19 protein-coding genes and 1 tRNA gene are annotated in these 22239 nt (G+C 63.2%); 15 read left to right on the top strand and 5 right to left on the bottom strand.

What is annotated here, in order from left to right; translation table 11 throughout:
* Positions 1-22 precede the first annotated feature (22 nt).
* On the bottom strand, positions 23-523 hold the full coding sequence (locus CSC73_RS04265; RefSeq protein WP_163839170.1) for a hypothetical protein: 501 nt from the start codon (positions 521-523) through the stop codon (positions 23-25).
* Between the two features lie 153 nt (positions 524-676).
* Here CSC73_RS04265 and dtd point away from each other — a divergent pair, with 153 nt between their 5' ends.
* The 6 genes from dtd to CSC73_RS04235 all read left to right on the top strand — a co-directional run bounded on the left by dtd (position 677) and on the right by CSC73_RS04235 (position 7278).
* On the top strand, positions 677-1117 hold the full coding sequence (gene dtd / locus CSC73_RS04260; RefSeq protein ID WP_163839169.1) for a D-aminoacyl-tRNA deacylase: 441 nt from the start codon (positions 677-679) through the stop codon (positions 1115-1117).
* Positions 1118-1248: 131 nt separating this feature from the next.
* Positions 1249-3096 (top strand): RNA polymerase sigma factor RpoD, encoded by a 1848-nt coding sequence (gene rpoD, locus CSC73_RS04255; RefSeq protein ID WP_163839168.1) that lies wholly within the window; start codon positions 1249-1251, stop codon positions 3094-3096.
* Between the two features lie 225 nt (positions 3097-3321).
* Complete coding sequence (locus CSC73_RS04250) at positions 3322-4854, top strand: OpgD/OpgG family glucan biosynthesis protein (RefSeq protein WP_211840808.1); 1533 nt, start codon at positions 3322-3324, stop codon at positions 4852-4854.
* Between the two features lie 5 nt (positions 4855-4859).
* Positions 4860-6770 (top strand): glucans biosynthesis glucosyltransferase MdoH, encoded by a 1911-nt coding sequence (gene mdoH, locus CSC73_RS04245; RefSeq protein ID WP_163839349.1) that lies wholly within the window; start codon positions 4860-4862, stop codon positions 6768-6770.
* Between the two features lie 90 nt (positions 6771-6860).
* Positions 6861-6936 (top strand) — tRNA-Ile (locus CSC73_RS04240).
* A 144-nt stretch (positions 6937-7080) separates the two neighbouring features.
* A complete protein-coding gene (locus CSC73_RS04235; RefSeq protein WP_163839167.1) occupies positions 7081-7278 on the top strand; it encodes a hypothetical protein in 198 nt (65 codons plus the stop codon).
* Between the two features lie 15 nt (positions 7279-7293).
* On the opposite strand, the gene CSC73_RS04230 is transcribed toward CSC73_RS04235, so the two are convergent.
* On the bottom strand, positions 7294-8121 hold the full coding sequence (locus CSC73_RS04230) for an AraC family transcriptional regulator (protein ID WP_163839166.1): 828 nt from the start codon (positions 8119-8121) through the stop codon (positions 7294-7296).
* A 121-nt stretch (positions 8122-8242) separates the two neighbouring features.
* Here CSC73_RS04230 and CSC73_RS04225 point away from each other — a divergent pair, with 121 nt between their 5' ends.
* The 8 genes from CSC73_RS04225 to CSC73_RS04190 all read left to right on the top strand — a co-directional run bounded on the left by CSC73_RS04225 (position 8243) and on the right by CSC73_RS04190 (position 19087).
* The gene (locus CSC73_RS04225; RefSeq protein ID WP_163839165.1) at positions 8243-9013 is read left to right on the top strand and encodes an alpha/beta fold hydrolase; all 771 of its coding nucleotides are present in this window, start codon (positions 8243-8245) and stop codon (positions 9011-9013) included.
* Positions 9014-9658: 645 nt separating this feature from the next.
* Positions 9659-10324 (top strand): RNA polymerase sigma factor, encoded by a 666-nt coding sequence (locus tag CSC73_RS04220; protein ID WP_211840807.1) that lies wholly within the window; start codon positions 9659-9661, stop codon positions 10322-10324.
* A complete protein-coding gene (locus CSC73_RS04215; protein WP_163839164.1) occupies positions 10287-11288 on the top strand; it encodes a FecR family protein in 1002 nt (333 codons plus the stop codon). The genes CSC73_RS04220 and CSC73_RS04215 overlap by 38 nt, the downstream gene beginning before the upstream one ends.
* Before the next feature lie 89 nt (positions 11289-11377).
* On the top strand, positions 11378-14635 hold the full coding sequence (locus CSC73_RS04210; protein WP_163839163.1) for a carboxypeptidase regulatory-like domain-containing protein: 3258 nt from the start codon (positions 11378-11380) through the stop codon (positions 14633-14635).
* 25 nt (positions 14636-14660) lie between these two features.
* Positions 14661-15863 carry a hypothetical protein gene (locus CSC73_RS04205; protein ID WP_246197337.1) on the top strand — a complete coding sequence of 401 codons (1203 nt, stop codon included), beginning with the start codon at positions 14661-14663 and terminating at the stop codon, positions 15861-15863.
* The gene (locus CSC73_RS04200; RefSeq protein WP_163839162.1) at positions 15860-17503 is read left to right on the top strand and encodes an alkaline phosphatase D family protein; all 1644 of its coding nucleotides are present in this window, start codon (positions 15860-15862) and stop codon (positions 17501-17503) included. The genes CSC73_RS04205 and CSC73_RS04200 overlap by 4 nt, the downstream gene beginning before the upstream one ends.
* Before the next feature lie 479 nt (positions 17504-17982).
* Positions 17983-18249: a hypothetical protein gene (locus CSC73_RS04195; protein WP_163839161.1), complete on the top strand. Its 267-nt coding sequence runs from the start codon at positions 17983-17985 to the stop codon at positions 18247-18249.
* A 157-nt stretch (positions 18250-18406) separates the two neighbouring features.
* On the top strand, positions 18407-19087 hold the full coding sequence (locus CSC73_RS04190) for a L,D-transpeptidase (RefSeq protein ID WP_163839346.1): 681 nt from the start codon (positions 18407-18409) through the stop codon (positions 19085-19087).
* Positions 19088-19108: 21 nt separating this feature from the next.
* Here the strand turns inward: CSC73_RS04190 and CSC73_RS04185 are convergent, their stop codons facing one another.
* Both CSC73_RS04185 and CSC73_RS04180 read right to left on the bottom strand, forming a co-directional pair.
* Positions 19109-19405 (bottom strand): hypothetical protein, encoded by a 297-nt coding sequence (locus CSC73_RS04185; protein WP_163839160.1) that lies wholly within the window; start codon positions 19403-19405, stop codon positions 19109-19111.
* A gap of 108 nt (positions 19406-19513) precedes the next feature.
* On the bottom strand, positions 19514-20050 hold the full coding sequence (locus tag CSC73_RS04180) for a carboxymuconolactone decarboxylase family protein (protein ID WP_163839159.1): 537 nt from the start codon (positions 20048-20050) through the stop codon (positions 19514-19516).
* A gap of 83 nt (positions 20051-20133) precedes the next feature.
* On the opposite strand from CSC73_RS04180, the gene CSC73_RS04175 reads away from it, so the two are divergent.
* Positions 20134-21051 (top strand): AraC family transcriptional regulator, encoded by a 918-nt coding sequence (locus CSC73_RS04175; RefSeq protein WP_170299050.1) that lies wholly within the window; start codon positions 20134-20136, stop codon positions 21049-21051.
* 219 nt (positions 21052-21270) lie between these two features.
* On the opposite strand, the gene CSC73_RS04170 is transcribed toward CSC73_RS04175, so the two are convergent.
* Positions 21271-22179: a 3-keto-disaccharide hydrolase gene (locus CSC73_RS04170; protein WP_163839158.1), complete on the bottom strand. Its 909-nt coding sequence runs from the start codon at positions 22177-22179 to the stop codon at positions 21271-21273.
* Between the last annotated feature and the right edge of the window lie 60 nt (positions 22180-22239).

The following is a 22239-nucleotide window of genomic DNA, read 5'->3' as shown; positions in this document are numbered from 1 at the left end:
ACCGCCGTCCGTGCGGTTGGCCCTAGTATCCCGTCGCCTGCTCGCGGTAACGGAAGGTCAGCCACAGGCCCACGGAAACGGCATAGCAGAGATTGGGGATGAAGGCCTTGTCCAAGGTCGTCAGATGGGTGGTGACGGCAATGAAGTTGGTATAGGCCGCCTGCGCGGCCGTAAACGCGCCCAGCATCAGCACGAAGCGGGTCAGCACGGGCCTGCCGATCCCGATTGCGATGATGGTCACTTCGGACACCAGCGCCCCCACCAGGAACGGGACGATGGCCCCGATCAGGATCAGCATGAAGACATCCCGCTGGTCCAGCGAGGACAGCAGCAGATCGGCGAAAGTCAGCCCCAATGCCTTGGTGATCAGGAACACCAGAATGCCGGTGGCGTAGGACATGATCCTGACGTATTGCTCAGCGCCCGCGGAATTCAGTATCACTTTGCAGGCGATCCAGATTTGACCGGCGATGGTCAACAGGATGATCAGTTGTTCTATGGCAGTGAAGATGTCCCATTTCATTCTCGATTCTTCCTTGATGCTGCAGCCGGCGCATGCCATGCATGGTGGCGAGGGTAAGCGGCTCCGTATGCTCACACAACCAGGCCAGGTTCGGGCTCGAGGCGGTACGCTTCCGCTTCCGCGACTTCCGGCACCCAACAGCACCCACGTCCTATGCTTTCACTCATCCAGCGCGTCACCCAGGCCAGCGTCACCGTCGAAGGCCGGACCACAGGGGCGATCGGCCCGGGCCTGCTGGCCCTGGTGGCCGTGGAACCCGGCGACACCGAGGCGCACTTCGTCCGCATGGCCGAGCGCCTGCTGGGGTACCGGATTTTCGCCGACGCGGAGGGCAAGATGAACCGGTCCCTGGCCGATACCGGGGGCGGCCTGCTGCTGGTCAGCCAGTTCACCCTGGCCGCCGATACCCGCTCGGGCATGCGTCCCAGCTTCACTACGGCCGCCCCGCCGGAGGAGGCTGAACGCGGCTACAACCGTCTGGTGGAAATTTGTCGGCAAAAACACATCCCAGGGGTGGAAACCGGCCGTTTCGGCGCCCATATGATCGTCAGCCTGACCAACGACGGTCCCGTGACCTTTCTGCTGAGGCCCTGAAAACGGGCGGTGGGAGCCCCGGGCCGGAGGCCGCGCCCCAGCGCGTTCATCACCCAGGTAAGGCCAAATCCCCGGCGGCGCGGTATAATGCTGGGTTCCCCAATCTCCTATTGCCGGTGGCGCAAGCACTGATGGCCAACGAACGTCCTGCCCAACAATCCGATATCAAGCTGCTGATCAGCAAGGGCCTGGAACAGGGCTACCTGACCTTTGCCGAAGTCAACGACCACCTGCCCGACGACATCGTCGATGCCGAGCAGATCGAAGACATCATCGGCATGATCAATGGCATGGGTATCGAGGTGCACGAAATCGCACCCGATGCCGAAACGCTGCTGCTCGCCGGCAACAGCACGGGCAACCGTGAAGTCGACGACACCGCTGCCGAAGAAGCCGCCGCGGCGCTGACCCTCGACACCGAAGGCGGCCGCACCACCGACCCCGTGCGCATGTACATGCGCGAGATGGGCACGGTCGAGCTGCTGACCCGCGAAGGCGAAATCGCCATTGCCAAGCGCATCGAGGAAGGCCTGGGCCAGGTGCAAGCCTCGCTGGGCAGCTTCCCGTGGTCGATCGAACTGTTGCTGGAAGACTACGAAACCCACAAAGCGGGCAAGAAGCGCTTGGCCGAGATCGTGGTCGGCTTCAACGACCTGATCGAAGAAGTGCCCGAGCCGGTGGTGGTCGTGGCCGACGACGCCGAAACCGAGGACGACGAGGAAGAGCCCGCCGTCGAGGAAGAAGCCGAGGAAGCCGGCCCGACCGGTCCGGACCCGGAAGAAGTCGCGCGCCGCATGCAGGCGCTGGCCGAGCTGTACGCCAAGTTCAAGAAGTCCTACACCAAGAGCGGCGCCGACAACAAGGCCGCGGTCAAGCTGCGCGCCGACATGGCCGAAGTGTTCGTCACCCTCAAGCTGCCGCTGGCGCTGACCGACACCCTGGTCCGCAAGCTGCGCGAAGTGGTGCAGCAGATCAAGGACCACGAGCGCCGCGTGCTGCACCTGTCCACCAACTCCGCCAAGATGCCGCGCAAGGATTTCATCCGCGCCTGGGAAGGCAACCAGACCAACCTGGGCTGGGTCGATGAAGTCCTGAAGCGCAAGCAGAAGTGGTCTTCGGCGCTGCGCGACGTGCGCGAGCAGATCATCGCCGAGCAGGAAGCCACCATCGCCATCGAACACGCGATGCACCTGAACCTGGTCGACATCAAGGAAATCAGCCGCGCGATGGCCTATGGCGAAGCCAAGGCGCGCAAGGCCAAGAAGGAAATGGTGGAGGCCAACCTGCGCCTGGTGATCTCCATCGCCAAGAAGTACACCAACCGCGGCCTGCAGTTCCTGGACCTGATCCAGGAAGGCAACATCGGCCTGATGAAGGCGGTGGACAAGTTCGAATACCGCCGCGGCTACAAGTTCTCGACCTACGCCACCTGGTGGATCCGCCAGGCGATCACCCGTTCGATCGCCGACCAGGCGCGCACCATCCGCATCCCGGTGCACATGATCGAGACGATCAACAAGTTGAACCGCATTTCCCGCCAGATGCTCCAGCAGTACGGCCGCGAGGCCACGCCGGAAGAACTGGCCAAGGAAATGGACATGCCCGAGGACAAGATCCGCAAGGTGATGAAGATCGCCAAAGAGCCGATCTCCATGGAAACCCCGATCGGCGACGACGAGGATTCGCACCTGGGCGATTTCATCGAGGACACCAACGTGGAGTCCCCGATCGAGAACACGGTCAACATCAACCTGTCGGAAACGGTCCGCGACGTGCTCGCCGGCCTGACCCCGCGGGAAGCCAAGGTGCTGCGCATGCGCTTCGGCATCGACATGAACACCGACCACACGTTGGAAGAAGTCGGCAAGCAGTTCGACGTCACCCGCGAGCGCATCCGCCAGATAGAGGCCAAGGCGTTGCGCAAGCTGCGTCATCCCAGCCGCTCGGAACAGCTGCGCAGTTTCCTCGATATCGAGTAAGCGGCATCGAGTAGACGGACGGCTGCCGGCGCTTCGGCAACGGAAGCCACGATGCGAAACCGGAAGCCCCGCCAGTGCGGGGCTTCCTTGTTTGTGGCCGTGGTCCGCCATGACCGTGACCCTCATGGCAGGTCCGGCATCGGCCTGCCGGTCGTGTCTTGGCGCTAACGCGGTCTTGCCTACAATGCGGCCGCTTCCCCCAGCCCAGCCTCGCGAGGAATAACGGTGCGCAGACGAGAATTGATCCTGGGCGGCCTGTCGTTGCCCCTGGCGACACTGGCCGCTAGCGGCTTGCTGTCGCCGCCAGCGGCATTGGCCGCAGACAGCGGCACCGCATTCGACAACGACAGCGTGCCGGCCATGGCGCGGCGGCTGGCCGCCGAGCCTTTCCGCAAACCGCCCGCCGATCTGCCCAAATGGCTGCAGGACATGGGCTACGACGAATACCGGGATATCCGCTTCAATCCGGCGCATGCGTTGTGGCGCAAGCAGGGACTGCCTTTTCAGGCGCAGTTCTTCCATCGCGGTTTTCTGTTCAAGGACCGGGTGCAGGTCTTCACCGTCGCCGCCGGACGGGCGAGGCAGGTGGACTATTCCCCCGACCTTTTCACTTTCCGCGCCGCGGCGGTGCGCGGCCGCGGCGGAGCCGACCTGGGATTCGCGGGAATGCGCCTGCACGGAACGATCAATCGCCCGGACTATTTCGATGAAATCTGCGCTTTCCTCGGCGCCAGCTATTTCCGTGCGGTAGCCAAGGGCCAGTCCTACGGATTGTCGGCGCGTGGCCTGGCCTTGAACACGGTGCAGCCGGTGGGCGAGGAATTTCCGGTGTTCCGCGCATTCTGGATAGAAACCCCAGCGCCCGGCGCTACCGCCATCGTCGTGCATGCGTTGATGGACAGCCCCAGCGTGTCGGGCGCGTTCCGTTTCGCGATCAAACCCGGGGACGAAACCGTGTTCGACGTACAGGCGCGGCTGTATCCGCGCGTGGAACTGACCCATGCGGGCATCGCCCCGTTGACCAGCATGTACGAATTCGGCGCCAGCGACCGGGTAGGCGTGGACGACTACCGTCCGGCGGTGCACGACTCGGAGGGATTGGCCTTGCTGACCGGTGCGGACGAACAGATCTGGCGGCCGCTGCACAATCCGGCCACCGTGCAGGACAGCGGCTTCCAGGACACCACGCCGCGCGGCTTCGGTCTGATGCAGCGCCAGCGCGACTTCGCCGCCTTCGCCGACAGCGAAGCGCACTACGAAAAGCGTCCCAGCCTGTGGGTGGAACCGGTCGGCGACTGGGGCAAGGGCGCGGTGCACCTGGTCGAGATTCCCACCGGCGACGAATACCACGACAACATCGTCGCGTTCTGGCGTCCGGCCGCGCCGCTGGCCGCAGGGCGCGAGCACCGCTTCGACTATCGCCTGCACTGGTGCAGCGACCATCAGTGGAAGCCCGAACTGGCCATCGTCGCCAAGACCATGATCGGCGCCGCCGCGCAACCGGGCCGGCGACTGGTGATCATCGATTTCAAAGGCGATGCCCTGGCCGGACTCGGCGACAAGGACCTCAAGCCCGACGTCTGGTCCGGCGCCGGCAAGGTGCTCAACGCCGTCGCCCATCCGGTACCGGCGACGGGAGGTTGGCGAATCGGATTCGAACTCGATCCGGCTGGCGCGCAAGCGGCGGAACTGCATGCGCGCCTGTTGAAAGGCACGCAACCGGTTTCGGAAACGTGGCTTTACCGTTGGACGGCGTAAACCTGATGCAGGCGCCGCCGGCCGTTCCTGTCGCCTGCGAATCGCTGCCGCCGCCTTCGCCGATGCAGATGCCGGTGCAATCGCTGCGCACCGGCAAGCTCGATGGGCGTCCGTTGCCCAGCGCGCCGCGCGGGGCTTTCTGGCGCCGCGCGTACATTCTGGGCGGCACCGGCGCGCTCACCGCCCTGGCGACCTACCAGATGTGGCGGGTGCTGCGCGTAGAGGGCGTGAGCGTGCTGGAGGGCGTGCTGCTTGCCTTGTTCGCGGCGTTGTTCGCCTGGATCGCGCAATCGTTCCTGGGCGCGCTGGCAGGGTTCGTGCTGGTGCTGTCGCGCAAGGGAGGCAGGTCGTTGGGAATAGATCCCGATGCGCCTTTGCCTTCGCTGCCGCCCTCGGCACGCACGGCGTTGCTGATGCCGGCATACAACGAGGATCCGCACCGGTTGATGGCGGGCTTGCAGGCCATCTACGAGTCGGTGCGCGATACCGGACAGGGGGAGCGTTTCGATTTCTTCATCCTCAGCGACACCACCCGCGCCGAAACCGCCGAAGCGGAAGCCGCCGAATACCATGCGCTGCTTGCGCGCCTCGGCGACCCGGCGAATCTCTACTACCGCCGCCGCACCGACAACATCGAACGCAAGGCCGGCAACATCGCCGAATGGTTGCGGCGTTTCGGCGGCGCTTATCCGTACATGCTGATCCTGGACGCCGACAGCCTGATGACCGGCGACACCATCGTCAGGCTGGCCGCAGCCATCGATGAGAACGCGGACGTCGGCCTGATCCAGTCGCTGCCGGCCATCGTCAACGGCACCAGCCTGTTCGCGCGCATGCAGCAGTTTTCCGGACGCGTGTACGGTCCGATCATCGCCCACGGCGTGGCCTGGTGGCATGGCGCCGAGAGCAACTACTGGGGCCACAACGCCATCATCCGCACCCGGGCCTTCGCCGAACAGGCGGGCTTGCCGCAACTGCCCGGCAGCAAGCCCTTCGGTGGCCATGTGTTGAGCCACGATTTCGTCGAAGCGGCGCTGATCCGTCGCGGCGGCTGGGCCTTGCACATGGTTCCCGCGTTGCATGGCAGCTACGAAGAAGGGCCGCCTTCGCTCACCGATCTGCTGGTGCGCGACCGCCGCTGGTGCCAGGGCAACCTGCAGCATGCCGCCGTGTTGCCGACGCGTGGCCTGCATTGGGTGAGCCGCTGGCATTTCATGATCGGCATCGGCCACTACTTCACCGCACCCATGTGGGCGATGCTGCTGCTGGTCGGCATCGCGATCCCGTTCGAGCATATCGGCTTGGCCTCGGAGGGCGGCCTGCGTGCCGCGCTTTCCCCGGCGGCGTACTGGAGATCGCTGGATCCGGAGCGCATCGTCTGGTTGTTCGCGGCCAGCATGGCCGCGCTGTTCGCTCCCAAGATCCTGGGCTATCTGGCCATGCTGGTGAATCCTGCGGAACGCCGCGGCTGCGGCGGCGCGCTGCGCGCGTTGCTGAGCGTGTTGATCGAAAGCGTACTTGCGGCGCTGATGGCTCCCATCGTGATGTACGTGCAGTCGCGCGGCGTGGCCGAAGTGCTGGCGGGCAAGGATTCGGGCTGGGAATCGCAGCGCCGCGACGATGGCAGTCTGCCTTTGTCCGGACTGTTGAAGAGTTATGGCGGCCTGAGTCTGTTCGGGTTGCTGATGGGTGCGCTGGCGTTGTTCGCATCGCCTTCGCTGGCGGCCTGGATGGCGCCGGTGACCTTGGGACTGGTGCTGGCCGTTCCGCTGGTGGCGCTGACTTCGGCGCGCGCGCCCGGGCAATGGCTGCGCAGAAGGAAGCTGCTCAGCATCCCGGAAGAGACCGACCCGCCCCCCATTCTCAAGCGCGCCACGCAGCTGCGCCTGCAATCCGCGCTACGGAAGGCGGCATAGCGCCGCGCCAGACCCGTCGATCGATCATCGCCACGAACCGGCGAGATGTGCATGGCCATGAACCGGCCAGTTACAATTGCGCCCTGCGACGGGCCCATAGCTCAATGGTTAGAGCAGAGGACTCATAATCCTTTGGTTCCAGGTTCGAGTCCTGGTGGGCCCACCAAGCGGACTGGGCGATGGATTGCTGTTGTGGGAGAAAGCATAAGTTGGCCGCCTAGTAAAGCTGACATCTCTTTCGGCATAACCTTGAAGAGTAAACCTGACCCCGTTTCCCCCTGGTACCAAACATTCTCGCAAGACGTTATTGATGCGAGAAAAATATCCGATACTCGAGATGCCAGTGCTTGGCTTGGGATCAGTTGGCTATGAGTGGCTGCGAGCATCGCTGCCATCAAAAGCAAAGAATGTTCAGTTCGCCAAAATTGAGAATAGCGGTCAATTCTTCATGGCAGAGCAATCGGCAAGGACGACCTACGAACTCATTATGTTCTTCCGCAGCGGGTGATCGCTTTTGGCCGATCTAGGGAAAAGCCCGTCCCCGCCACTCCCTCGGCGAAACTCCCGCTTGTGCCTTGAACGCCCGTGACAAGGCCGACTCACTCGCGTAGCCCACTTCATCCACCAGCAGCTTCAAGGGTTTGCCGCTGCGCAGCCCCTTCTGCACCAGCAAGATCCGCCACCGCTGCAGATACTCACCGGGCGTGCTGCCCACGGTGCTGCGGAACGTCTGCGCGAACGAGCTGCGCGACATGCCGGCCGTCGCGGCTAGTGTCTCCAGCGTCCAGTCTTCCCGCGGCCGTTCGTGCATCGCGGTGATCGCGCGGCGCAGGCGCGGATGCGCGAGCCCCGACATCAATCCCGCCTGGCCCCGCTGTCCTTCCATCTGATGCCGCAACACCTGGATCAGCACCAGCTCGAACAATCGCGCCAGCACCTCGCCACGGCCGCAGCGCTGGTCGAACGCCTCTTCGAATAGCAGGTCAAGCAATGGGCGCGCACCGCCCAGTTGGTCCAGCGGCAGGCAGACGAAGTCGGGTAATGCAGCCACCAGCGGGTGTTCGGCCGCGCCGTCGAAACCGAGGTCGGCGCAAGCCAACTCGGCGCCCTCGGGGTCGTCGATCACGAAGCGGTGGGCGCAGGGCCGCGGATACAGCAGCAGGCTGGGCTCGGTGAGGATGATCGGCTTGCCGGCGGCATGGTGCACGACCACGGTGCCGCGCCGGACCAGGTGCAACTGGCCCAGGGTTCCGCGCGGCGGCAGTTCGTGGATGCCGCACAGGGCGCCGGCGTGCAGGATGGATGCCCGCACCGGGAAGTGGGCCAGTAGGGCCTCGAGTCTGTCGGTCATTTTTGGACTATTTGACAAGTTATGTGGACTTTACAGCACATATAAGCCAAATGAAACGAGGATAGTGACCTCACCGGGACCGACCCGGCCAACCCAGCCAATCCATCCTCAAGGAGCCCACATGAACATCCTCGCCCCCCTGGCCCTCGCCGCCGCCCTCAGCCTGGGCACGGCCTCGGCCGCCACTCCCGCCCCGATCGCCGACACCCGTCCGACCGTGGTGCTGGTCCACGGCGCCTTTGCCGACGGCTCGTCGTGGAACAAGGTCATCCCACTGCTCCAGGCCCAAGGCTTGAACGCGGTCGCGGTGCAGAACCCGCTGACCTCGCTGGAAGACGACGTGACCTTCACCAACCGCGTCGTCAACGCGCAGTCCGGTCCGGTCGTACTGGTCGGCCATTCCTGGGGTGGCTCGGTCATCACCCAGGCCGGCGGTCACGACAAGGTCAAGGCCCTGGTCTACGTCGCCGCATTCGCGCCCTCGCTCAATGCCGCGCCGGTGGTGGACACCAAAGACTTCCCGACTCCACCGGGGTTCGCTCACTTCATCGCCGACGCCGACGGTTACCTGACTCTGCCCGCCGACGCGATCGCTCGCGACTTCGCGCAGGACGTCAGCGCCGAGGAAGCCAACCTGATCCACGCCACCCAGGGCGCAGTGCGCGGCGCCAACTTCGAACAGCCCGTCACCGTGGCCGCGTGGACCACCAGGCCGTCGTGGTACATAGTCGCCGCCCAGGACCGCATGATCGACCCGGGCGCGCAGCGTGCGTTGGCCAAGAAGATCGGCGCGACGACCACGGTGCTGCCGACCAGCCATGTGCCGATGGTGTCCGACCCGGAATCGGTGGCCAAGGTGATCGTCGAAGCGGCACGAGCAGCGGCGAAGTAATCCGGGCAAGGATCGCTGCCGGGGGTTGCAACGACCCCCGACAGCTTGTCGAAGCGGCCCAGAAACTCAAGGCTTATGAAATAGCGGGCCTGATCTTGCCAGCGGGGCGATCAGAGAAACGCGCAGGATCCAATGCTCACCGCCCTAGCCGAGCTGTAGGGTGGGTCCCGTTCTGTCGAGCCTCAATGTTCGATCCTGGCCGGAAGCGGACACTGGGTCGATTCAAATGGTCGCCAGCCGGCCGGCCAACTTATGCTTTCTATGGGCGGCCAACTTATGGTTGTTCCCACAGCAGGGAGTGTATGTCCAAGCCGGAGGCTTGCAGCGATGGTCGGCCGAGAGTTCGATCTTTTTGCAGGAACCTTGATGCTACTCGGTCATGTCGATACGGATGACCAGTAACTCATGCGGGAATATCCTCGGCCATGCCGCAAGATAACGGCTCGCCCAGGCCCGGCTGAGTTGAGGCAGCTGAATAGTGGTCTCGAGCATTCCGCCAAACCGCTTCTTCGATGTCCGTTCTCGGCCGAAGCGGACATCAACGCCTGAACTAGGACCGCGCGGGATCCATTCCGCCGAGTGATCGGTGAGTAGCTGAAACAGGGATGTCATGCATGCCGAATAGCATCTTCTGGCTTTTGCCAAGTGGGCGGATGCTGGGGAATCTGGGTGCCTGATCGAACTGAGGTAGAGAGCGGCATGGAGGACGCTCTGGAGGATGTCGAGAGAACGCGCTGGTTCATGCATCACGTGTTGCCGCATGAGGGGGCGCTCAGAGGCTGGTTGTCGCGCCGATGGGCGCCGGCGGCATTCGATATCGACGACATCGTGCAGGAAAGCTATGCGCTGCTGGCCGAGCGCGAACGCGTGGACGACATCCTGAATCCGCGCGCCTATCTTTTCCAGGTGGCCCATTCGCTGGTGGTCCGCAATATCCGGCGGGCACGGATCGTGTCGATCCTTGCGGTCGAAGATCTGGGACTGGTGGATTTCGCCGACGACGCGGCCACCCCGGAACAAAGCGCCATTGCGCATGACGACCTGCGCCAACTGGCCAGGGTGATCGCAAGCATGCCGGGGCAGACGCGCGAGGCCTTCGTTCTGCGTCGCGTCCGCGGATTGTCGCAGCGGGAAATCGCCGCCCGGATGGGCCTTTCGGAGAATACGGTCGAAAAGCATATCGTCCGGGGGATCCGCTGGTTGGGAGATTGGTTCGCCAGTGGCGGAAACCCACCCGCCAAAACCTCTAGTCAGTTGGAGCGGGAAAAAAGGCGTGCCAGTGGAAGAACGCGAAACCAGCCAGGACATTGACCGGATCGCCGCGGAATGGGTGGCGAGGATGGATCGTGCGCCCCTGTCCGCCAGCGAAGCCTGGGAGTTGAAGCAGTGGCTGGCGGGCGACAGGCGACGCCGCGGGGCGTTCACGCGTGCCAGGGCCGTATGGATGCGCAGCGAGTCCGCGCGCGCGCTGGGCCCGCAATACGATCCGGAAGACTTTCGACCTGCGGTAGTCGTTACCTCGCCTGGCCCCCACGCCGGGCGCCGCCGTCGGCGCCTGATGGAATGGGGCGGCGCCATGGCCGCTTCGCTGGTGCTGGTCGTGATGCTGATGGCCACGTTGCAGATGCCCACGGCCTACGCCACCGCCAAAGGGGAGATGCGCACGGTGCCGCTGGGAGACGGGGCCACGGTGACGCTCAACACCGATACCCGCATCAAGGTGTACGACGAGCAAGGGCGGCGGCGGATACGCGTCCTGCGGGGCGAAGTGCTGATCGAAGGCGCCGGAACGGCGGTGTCGACATTGGTGGAAATCGACGGAAAGCGCTTGGAGGCCACGGCGGCCACCTTCGTCGTGCGCAAGCTTGAAGGCCGGCCGGCGCAGGTGCTGGTGCAGGAGGGCAGTGTCGTTCTGGCAGGAGCGACGCAGTCGTCCAAAACTCCGCTGACGCCGAATACCGGTTTGTCGTTACCGCAAGGAAAAGGGGACGAGTGGAATCCGACGCCGCTCTCCTCCGGGCAAATGGGCCGCGAGTTGGCATGGCGGGAAGGCAAGATCGCCCTCCAGGGCGAAACGCTGGCCGAAGCAGCGGCCGTCTATGCGCGCTACAGCGATACGCCCATCGTCATCGCTGACCAGGACCTGGCACGGATGCAGGTGACCGGATTGTTCGCGGTCAACAATCCGCTTGGTTTCAGCCGTGCCGTCGCAGAAGTGTTCGACGCGGAAGTGCGGCAGGAAGACGGCCGCATCATCGTCGCCCGCGCACATTAATTTTTTTTGACAGATAGCGGAAACCGCATTCATCGGGACTCTCTGTTTTCAATGCCGACTGCACGCGGCCCCTGTTGAGAACATAGACCATGAATCGTCGCAACAAAATCCTGTTGTCCGCTGCCATCGCCGCTGCGTTGGCCTTCAATTCCCAGGCAATGGCGCAACAGCGCAAGTTCGAAGTTTCCGCGCAGCCCGCGGTCACCGCCATTCCCGAGTTGGCACGCCAGGCGCAGGTGCAGATCATCGCGCCGGCGGGAACGTTGGAGGGCATCAACACGCCGGCGATCGTCGGCGAAATGGATGCGCGCGAAGCCTTGCGCCGGTTGCTGCAAGGAACAGGCCTGGAAATAAAATCCGATAAAGGCAATGTCATCCTGCTGCAGAAAACCGGCGGCGGATCCGGCCGTACGCGATCGGAGCAGCAGATAGGCAACGGCAGCGTGCGCGGCCGCGTCCTCAATACCGCGACCGGGGAATACGTGCGCAATGCCGAAATCCGCGTCGAGGGCACCACGATCGTCGCCTACTCCGAGGATGGCGGCAGTTTCCGCCTCGCCGGGGTGCCGGCCGGAAAAGTTACCGTCGTAGCCAAGTACACCGGCCTGCAGGAGTCGAAGACGGTCGTCGACGTGGTCGCAGGCCAGGTGGAAACGCTGGATTTCGAACTGAGAGTGCCTTCCTACACCGCCCCGGGCGGCGGCGACGCGGTCGAGATGGACATGATCCAGGTCACCGCCAAGCGCGAAGGCCAGGCCAGCGCCATCATGGAGCGCCGCGCCGCGATGAACGCGAAGAACGTCGTCGCCGCCGACAACTACGGTGCCCTCACCATGGGCGATGTGGGCGAATTCATGAAGTCCATGCCCGGCATTTCCCTGGACTACACCGAAGTGGACGCCACCGCCGTGCGCATCGGCGGCCTGGACCCGAAGTATTCCACCTTCACCGTGGACGGCGCCCGCATGGCCACCGCCACTTCCAACAACAACAGCGGCCGCCAGAACTCCTTCGAGCAGATGTCCATCACCGGCATCGAGTCGATCGAACTCAACAACACGCTCAGCGCCCGCATGGACGCCGATTCCCCCGGCGGACAGATCAACCTGCGCAGCAAGTACGCCTTCAATCGCACCGGCCGCCAGCTCGTTTTCCAGCTCGGCGGCGTCGGCACCTCCGACTCCACGCTCTCCCGCAAGTATTTCCCCGACGACAGGAAGCATTCGACCGTCTACCCCTCGGGCCAGTTCGGCTTCGGCGACGTTTTCCTGGACGGTCGTCTGGGCGTGGAGTTCAACACCAGCTACAACGCCAACTATGTTCAGCAGGACCGCATCCAGACCGACTGGTCCTATCTCCCCGATGGCCGGGTCATGCCGTATCGCCTGATGTGGCGCCCCGGCCCGAAGATGACGAGCCGCACGGCCGCCAACCTGAGCACGGACTACCAGATCACGGACGAACTCGTCTTCTCTTTGCGCAGCACGTACTCGTTCTACGACGTCGAGTATTTCAACCAATACACCTTTCTCTACTTCGGCACTCCTACAGCGACCTACGCCACGCCGGATTCCACGCCTACGCACATCGTGGTGAATCCCAACGGCACCAACACCCGCCTGAGAACCGAATACTCGCACCGCTACGCAGGCACCCCTACCTATACCGTTGCCCCGAAGCTCGAATTCAAGAACGACACCCTGGAGGCCACGCTCCGCGGCAGCTATTCCAGATCCGAGTTCAACTTCCGCGACACCAGCGAGGGCTTCTTCCAGCGCACCGACAGCTGGCTGACCGGCATCGGCTTCACCCTCGACCGTCCCTCGGAGGACTCGAACCAGTGGATGCTCACGCAGACCGCCGGTCGTCCCTGGGGCGACCCGGCGAACTTCAATCGCGACGCGGATATCGGCAACAACGTCCGCACCGCCGAGTCCGACGCCATCAACGACCAGTACGGCGGTTATCTGGACCTGAAGAAGCTGCTCACCCTCCAGGAACTGCCGGTCACGCTGATGGGCGGCCTGGGTAGCCGCAAGAACGACTGGAGGACCAACGAGGGTTCCTTCCAGCAATTCCAGTACGTCGGACCCAACCGCGACATGACCCAGAGAGATCCTGCGGCCGTCATTCCCTGGACGCATAACTACCAGTTCGAAATCAACGGTTTCGACGCCGGCAACATGAACGACCAGAACTGGCGCGCGGACAGCAACTATGCGACCTACGACATCTACAAGGAGCATCCCGAGTATTTCGTCCCCGACACCGTGGGCAACCTGAAGCGCAAGCTCGACAACGACAAGCGCATCCAGGAACAGATCGACGCCGCCTACCTCGAGGCCCAGACGCGCGTCGGCGATGCCCGCTTCGACCTGGGTTTGCGCTACGAAAAGACCAAAACGGCCGCCAGGATCGCCAATGTCCGCCCGGTGAGCGAAGTGACCGAAGCCGGTCTTTCGGTCAACACCGTCGAGGGCCTGCTGTACCAGTACAACAACGGCGCGTATTCCACCCGCCGTGGCGAATACGAAGACTGGTTCCTCAGCGGCGGGGTCAAGTACGACTTCACCGAGAAGCTGGTCGGCCAACTCGCCTTCAGCGAATCCATCCTGCGTCCCGATTACGGGAACCTGGGTGGCGTCGTTTCGGTGAACGACGACACCATGATCGTCACCGTGCCTAATCCGGAGTTGAAACCCGAGCATTCCACCAAGTATTTCGCCAGTCTGCAGTATTACCTCGAGCCCTCCGGCATCCTCGGCCTGTCCTACTACAAGCTCGACATGACGGACATGCAGGTCACCGGAGTCACGGTCGATCCCGAAGATGTCGGCTTCGATCCCGACGAATACGCCGGCTACACCTTCCGCAGCGCGCAGAACCTGCCTGGAACCAGCACCAACGAAGGCCTGGCCTTCGAGTACAGCCAGCAGCTGACCTTCCTGCCTGGCGCGCTCAAGGGCCTGAGTCTTTACGGCTCGATCACCTCGATCGATGCCGACGGCGAGCGCCAGAACATGCCCGAGCGGGCGGCCAACTGGGGGCTCCGCTACAACTACGGCCGCTTCGACCTGCAGATCAACGGCAACCGGCAGGGCGAGTATCGCGTCAGCGCTTTGAGCAACACGCCCACCACCGCCAACAACGGAATTCTCTACCACACCGCGCGCGAGCTGTGGAACATCAGCGCCAGCTACAAACTCTCGAAGAACGTCGAACTGCAACTCGCGGGGCGCAACATCTTCAACGAACCCGACATCATCTATTCCAACATCCCCAGCCGCGTTCAGCAGTACACCATCTACGGCTCGATGTGGAATTTCGGCATCAAGGCGAGATTCTGAGCCTGTTCCCGGCACTGATGACACCATGACCATTCCGCATCGCTACCTGCCAAGCGGCAGGCGTTCCGCACGCCGCGCGCTGTCCGTGATCTGCGTCGCCGCGACTCTGTTCTCCTCTATCTTCGCGGCGGCCGCCAAGTCCGCCGCCGCAGCGCCATCGGTCCGCCTGCCGCTCGAACAGAACGGCGGCGCCTGGCCTTCCGGTCACGTGCAAGGTATCGCCGTGGATACGGAGGGCGGCTATATCTATTACTCATTCACCAATCTGCTGGCGAAATACGACTTCAGCGGCAGGCTCATCGGTACGCTCGTCGGTTGGACCGGTCACCTGGGCGACCTCGATTTCAATCCGGTCGATGGGAAAGTTTACGGCTCGCTCGAATACAAAGAGGACGAGGCCTTCTACATTGCCGTGATCGACGCGAAGCGGATCGACCGCGTCGGCATCGAAGCGAGCGGGACGGAGATTCTGCGCGCCGTCTATCTTCCGGAAGTGGTCAAGGACTACGCCGCCGACATGGACGGCGACGGAAAACTCGATGGAAACGCAACCGGTACGCGGGACCACCGCTACGGATGCTCCGGAATCGACGGCATCGGTTTTGGCCCTGCCTTCGGCCATGCCGATGGTCCGCGCTACCTCACCGTTGCCTATGGCATCTACGGCGACACCACGCGCGCCGACAACGACCACCAAGTGCTTCTTCAGTACGACATCGGCGATTGGGCCGAGTACGCCAGGCCGCTGACCGAGGCGGAACCGCACCGCAGCGGCCCGACTGCGCTGCAAGGGAAGTATTTCGTCCGTACCGGCAACACCAGCTACGGCGTGCAGAACCTTTCCTACGACGAAACGTCGCAGCGGTGGTTCATGGGCGTCTACCGGGGCAAGAAAAAGTCCTTCCCCAACTACCGGTTGTTCGCGGTCGAGGCGCGCACGCAACCGGTGATGGGCGACCTGATCGGCGTGCCAAGTGCCGGTGGCGGTGGCTGGGAGCAAGGCCTGCGGCTCGAACTGGCCGATGACGGGTTGAAGGACCCTGCCACCGGCGTACGCGGTTGGAATCAGAAATCCGATGTGGGTTTCCAGCCTGTGGGCCGGGGATTGTTCTATCTCTCTGCGAGCTCGGGCGACAAGGGCGCGCAAACCTCCGACCTCACTTTGATGCGATGGACGGGGGATGCGCAACAGCCACTGGTTCCCGTGAAAGAAGAGGAAATGCCATGACGGTGAACATCGAACGCCGGCGTCTTGTCGTCGGCGGCGCGCTTGGCCTGGGGGCGTTGATGCTCCCTGTCGGCCGCAGCCTTTCCGCCGAAGTGCTGGGAGCCAGGGGTTTCACCCACAACGTCGCCAGTGGCGAGCCGGGTTCCGACTCCATGCTGCTGTGGACACGCTACGCACCGGCTGCGAGCGTCGACGAAGTCCGCCTGGATGCGGAGGTAGCGCTCGACCGCGATTTCACGCGTGTGGTTTCAATCGGCAGCGTGCGCACCGGTGCGTACCGCGATTGGACGGCCAAGCTGACGATGGAGGGTCTGCAACCCGGCACGAGCTACTGGTATCGGTTCATTGCGCCAGATGGCGGCAAATCTCCGGTCGGGCGCACCAAGACGCTGCCGGTCGGCGACGTCGACCGCTTCGGGCTGGGCTTGTTTTCCTGCTCCAACCTGCCGATGGGCTGGTTCAATGCCTACGCCCACGCAGCGGCGCGCGATGATCTGGATCTGTGGTTGCACGTAGGCGATTACCTTTACGAATACGGCATCGCTTCGTACAAGGACAAGGATCGGGTCGCAGGCCGGGAAGTCATGCCCGCGCACGACCACGAGATGATCAGCTTGATCGACTATCGCCTGCGCTTCGCCTGCTACCGTGCCGATCCGGATCTGCAGAAGCTCCATCAGATGGCCCCGATGGTCGCGCTGTGGGACGACCACGAAATCACCAACGACAGTTGGGAGGGCGGTGCGCAGAATCACCAACCGCAGTCCGAAGGGGATTGGAATACCCGCCGCGCGGCCGCGATGCAGGCCTACCGCGAGTGGATGCCTGTATCGGAAGAACCGTGGAAGGCCTACTCCATCGGTACGCTCGCCACGCTGTACCGCACCGAATCGCGCCTTCTGGCGCGCACGCGACCGGCGTCGGCGGAGCTGGCCCGGGCGCACCAGGCCGGCGATCCGGAAGCGGCGCTGCGCAACTTCCGCGATGGCGCTTGGCGCGATCCCACGGCGACCATGCTCGGCTCGGAACAGGAATCCTGGCTGGCGCACGAGTTGAAGCGCAACGCGCCCGCTTCCGCCTGGCAGATGGTCGGCATGGGAACGATCATCGGGCGTACTTTGATGCCGGAAGCGATGCCGGGCTGGGTCCGCCCTGAAGCGGGCGAGCGGGCCGTGGACAAGTTCAAGAAAGACGTGCGCGCTTCCAAACTCGGCCTGCCGATGTGGATGGATCGCTGGGACGGCTATCCCGCGGCCCGTTCGCGCCTGCTGCGGGCGGCCCAGCACGCGGATGCGGATCTGGTGATGCTGTCGGGCGACAGCCACAATGCCTGGGCGTATTCGCTGGCGGAAGATGGGCAACCGGCCGGTATCGAATTCGCCGGCCATAGCGTTACTTCCAATGGCATGGAAGGACAGTTGGCGGCGGATCCCAGGGACGTCGCCGGCGCCTTTGTCGCCGCGAATCCCGAGCTGGTTTGGGCCGACACCAGCCAACGCGGCTACATGATGATCGACATCACTCCGCAGCGTGTCGCAGGCGAGTGGCTGTTCATGCGAACGACGAAGTCGCACAGCACGGCCCTGGCGGGCGTTCACCGCATGTCGGTCGAGCGGGGGCGACGCAAATTCTCGGTCTGATCGGGATCGACTGGAAGCGGTCGTGAACTCGTCGCCAAGCGCCGATTGCTTCCGAACGGATAGGTTGGTCGTAGCGAGCGTCTGCTTCCGACCCGAAGCGGACATTGCGCGCCGTGCAGTAGTGATGCCGGGAGAGACTATGTCGACCGCCTGGACGCATTGGAGGGGCCGGTATAGCTTTCCTTGCTGATGAATTGGGAGGAGTCGAAGAGGTCTCTGAAGATCGGTCGGTGCAAAACGGGTCGTTTATTAAGGTCTACTGTTCACCTTGGGTGGAGACCGGTGATTGCGGACAAGGTTGTGATAGTCGATCAAATGCTGCGAGTTCCCATGGCGACTGATGGATTCAAGCCGTAACTCTTACTGGTTGCCACATCTTCACAATCCATCTACGTATCCCAATTCCAGCTGAAGGCGGGTCATGACTCCGGCCAAAAGACCGCTATATTCCCAACTCCCAAGATGAAGGAGAGATTGGAATGTTTCTGACCAAGCAACATCTGACGACGGCGCGTGCGCTCGGCGTGGCTATCGTCGCCCTGAGCCTTTCCGCCTGCGCCACCTATAAAGACGAGTTTGCAGGGATCAACTCACGCCTCGATCAACTCGACACGAAGGTGCAGGGCGCGGCCCAGAGCGCCGAATCGGCCAATCAGTCCGCGCAGCAGGCCAACCAACGGCTGGATCAAATAGAAAGCCGCGTCCAGAAGCTCGAAACGGCACCGCGCCGCGTGCCGCGCGGTTAATCGTTCTTGCACAATTCGCGACGACCAGCCTGAACGTGACCGGTGGCCTTTGCTGGCCACCGGTCTCTTTCTCTTCACCCAGTCTTAAGTTCTAAGGAATCGTCCCATCCGTACGTGCACACACCCAGCGATCTGGGCCGTTTTTGGTGCGCTGACGCTGGCGCTGGCGTTCGCCAGCTTCGGCGCGGCCAGCGCCGAGCATGCCCCCGCACAACCGGTCGCCGCCTTCGACCAGCTTCCGCCAGGCCAAGAGGTCTCCGACACGGTGATTGAGCTCGCGGGCTGGGTTGTCGCCGCCAAGGACAGCCAAGGCTATCCGTTCGCAGTCATAGACAAGGCCGCCGCACAGATCCTGGTGTTCGGCGGCGACGGCCGGCTTCGCGGCGCGGCGCCTGGGCTCTTTGGCTCGGCGATCGGCGATCATACGGCCCCCGGCGTCGCCGGTTACGCGCTTCGCGAGATTCCGGGCCGGGATCGCACGACGCCTGCGGGTCGCTTTGTGGGCGGTTTCGGTCCGTCGATCGACGCTGGGCGCGTGCTGTGGGTGGACTACGATTCCGCGGTCTCCATCCACCCTACCGCTACTGGCGTCCCGGCCGAGAGACGCGCCGAACGCCTTGCATCGCCTTCGCCGGACGACAACCGCATCACTCATGGCTGCATCAACGTCTCGCCCGAGTTCTACGAGCAGATCATCCGTCCGACGTTCGAGCGGGGCGGGGTGTTCTACATCTTGCCGGATGCGGACTCGATAGCGGAGACCTTCCCGGAGTTCGCGCAAAGTCGCGCGACTACGCAACGCAAGGGTGGAAGACGCGCACGGACCGCCCGCCAGTGAAAGGCGCATCGGCGTGTTGCCTTATTGCTGTGAGTCGGGTGATAAGCCCGGTCGCGCAGGGATGGCGCATGTCTTCGAGAAGGCGCTGCGATCCACTCCATCCACATCGACAACCAGATCCAAGCGGATGACGGAATCATCGTCGAGGCGCATGAACTCCATGGCGTCCTTCGCGTAAATATCGGCGATACGCGATTCCACCGTTCTCCGCTGTCCCGATTCTTCCAGGTACGTGATGGAGACGACGCGCCGACGCACTGCGACTGCTTCCAGAACATCGTGGAATTCGCAGTCGATAGGTACATAAATCTGGCTCATATGATGAATCTCTGCGTTCATTGAGTATGGACCTGCTTTGGAAGACAGAGAACCTGCTGGCGTGCGCTGGCCGGGTGCGTTTCCCGGCCAGCATCCGAAGCGCCCGTGTCAACGCAGCTTGACGCCGGGAAAATCGACCGGCACCGCCAAGGCGACGTTGATGTAGTTCGTGAAAAGGTTCAGGGCCACGTGTGCCAGGATTTCGACGATCTCCTCGTCGTTGTAGCCGGCGGCTCGCAACTGCTGGACGTCGGCGTCTTCGATCTGACCACGACCTTCGACCACGCGCAGGACGAAGTGCAGCGCGGCTGCCGTCCTCGGATCTTCGGACTCGCCAGCCTGTGCGGCGGCCATCTCCTGGCTGCTCGCGCCTGCTTTGCGACCCAAGGCGGTATGCGCTGCCAGGCAGTAATCGCAAGAGTTGCGGTTGGCGATGGCAACGGCAATTTGTTCGCCGAGCTTGGCCGGAACGACACCGTTGCCCAGCGCCCCGAACGAACCCCACATGCTCTTCAGGGCAGCGGTGGAGTTGGCGACAGCGCGGAACATGTTGGGGGTAGCGCCGAAGGCCGAATGTATCTGGCCCAAGAGGACCTGACGTTCATTGGCGGTGTCTTCCGGGTTGATGAGGGGTACACGGGACATGAGAGGTATTTCCTGTTGAGAGACCGTCCGGGGTGGGCGGTTGAAGCCATAATAGGAACCAGATCGGGACGTTTGGTGGTTTTATGTCGCTAATAGATGGCATTTCGTCCAATCCTGCCGGCAGCGTTACTGAGGCTGCCGCCCCCTTGATCGACCGCCTCACACCGGTATTGGAGCGATTCCGGGTGCAGGCTTCGCTCTTCCATGCAGGCCCTCTTTGCGGTCACCAGGTCTTTGATGCGAGGCCCGGCCGGGGATTCCTGCACGTGTTGCGGCGTGGCGAGATGGAGATGCTTCATCGGGATGGTTCTCGACTGGCACGCACCCGTCTGTCTGAGCCCACGCTGCTTTTTTTCCCGAGGGCCGTGCACCACGAATTCATCAACCCGCCGATCAAGGGCTCGGATTTCACCTGCGCTACGCTGGATTTCGACGGCGGCGCGAGAAATCCGATTGTCCAGTCCCTGCCTGACGTCATCACGCTGCCACTGGCGAGAATCGACGGACTGGGGGCGGCGTTGGATCTGTTGTTCGCTGAGTCGGACCAAGTGCGGTGCGGTTCCAAGCTCCTTGTCAATCGGTTGTTCGAAGTGGTGTTGATCCAGCTCTTGCGCTGGATCATCGACCATCCGAACGAGGCGCATGTATCGCAAGGAATGATGGTGGCCCTGTCGGATCCACGGCTGGCCAAAGCGCTCATTGCTTTGCATGAGGCGCCTGACGTGGATTGGACGCTTGAGCGCATGGCCGCGAACGCCGGGATGTCGAGAAGCGCGTTCGCGGCGGCGTTCAAGGCGGCCACCGGAACGACGCCGGCGGCCTATTCGCTGGATTGGAAGCTCAATGTCGCCACTTCTCTTCTGCGCGAGGGGCGATCGGTGAAGCAGGTCGCGCTAAGTCTAGGATTCGCCGACACGCCGGCGCTTTCGCGTGCCTTCCGTAGAAGGACCGGCTCTTCTCCACGCGAATGGCTCGCCTTGCATCAGTTCAGCGCTGCTTAGAGATATTCAAGTCCTGGAAGACAATATCCAGGCTCAAAACCCTTCATCGCTGTGCCCGCGGATAGTTCTGTGCCCTCCTTGGCTACTTTGGCGCCCTCCGGTTCCAAGGGCGTTTGTGGTCGCCACGGACCTTCCCTCGATCCCAAGCGCCGGCTGCGATTCCGGGTAACGAACTTGTGGCAGCCGCTGCGGAGCAGCGGCGCACGAATAACGCCGGTGCTATTTTTCCGGCTTCGCGCCTTTCGCATACACACAGCTTTCAGGCACGGACTTGACGTAGTAGCGCTTGTAGTTGCCTGCGCTTCGGTCCATGCAGCCGGCAAGGTTGAGCAGTTCCACCTTGCGGATGTCGATCGGGTGCGATTCGCTCTGCAACGAGATATAGCCGCCTTCGATCAGTTGCCCGTCGGGTTTGGCCGCTGGGTCGAAATCCGACACGCCGCCGCCGCCGAACTGCGGCAATGCGTACTCGAGCACTTCCTCGCCATTGACGAAATGGGTGATCTGCCCGCTACCCAGGACCAGTACTTCAGCGCGGACCCACTGGTCGCCGTCGAAGGTCTTCGAAGCGGAGTTGAGGCAATGCTCGGGATAGATCGAGCCCTGATACACGACCTCCGTGCCCGGCGTGCACAGGTTCATCGTCGAGCGTGCCTTGCCGTCGCCCAGGCCTCCAAGGAACTGCACCTCGATGGAAATGGGGAAGTCCTGGTCGCGCCCCATCGTGCGTGGATGCGGCGAATGCAGCATCGCGCCGCTGTTGCGCAAGGCCCAGCTTCCTGGGCCATGCGGCGCCTGCTCGCCGACGAAGCGGTATTCCACTACCAGGCGATAGTAGGAAAACGGGTCCTTGTAGAACAGGTGGCCGAACTTGTTGCCGAAGGATTCGTACTGGTCGTAGCGTACCTTGAGCAGCCCGTCTTCGACACGGAACGTGTTTGCGAAGTTGTCCCCAAGCGCGTGGCCGGTGATCTTCGGTGTCCATCCGTCTAGATCGCGGCCGTTGAACAACGCTATCCATTCCTCTTTCCCGGCAGGGGTGCCTGCCACCGCCGCGCCCCCGAACAGTGCGGCGAAAAGGAGAAAGCAACGGCGCGAGCGCGCGATGAGTCTGGGATGCGAATTCATCCGTCGGTCCTGGTTGAGAGGTGGGGCTACCGCGTTAGTCGCTTTCGCCCCGTTGAACGA

Source organism: Pseudoxanthomonas sacheonensis (assembly GCF_010093305.1).
Lineage (GTDB): Bacteria > Pseudomonadota > Gammaproteobacteria > Xanthomonadales > Xanthomonadaceae > Pseudoxanthomonas_A > Pseudoxanthomonas_A sacheonensis.
The sequence above is the reverse complement of the archived record's forward strand: the minus strand, read 5'-3'. Positions and strand labels throughout refer to the sequence as shown.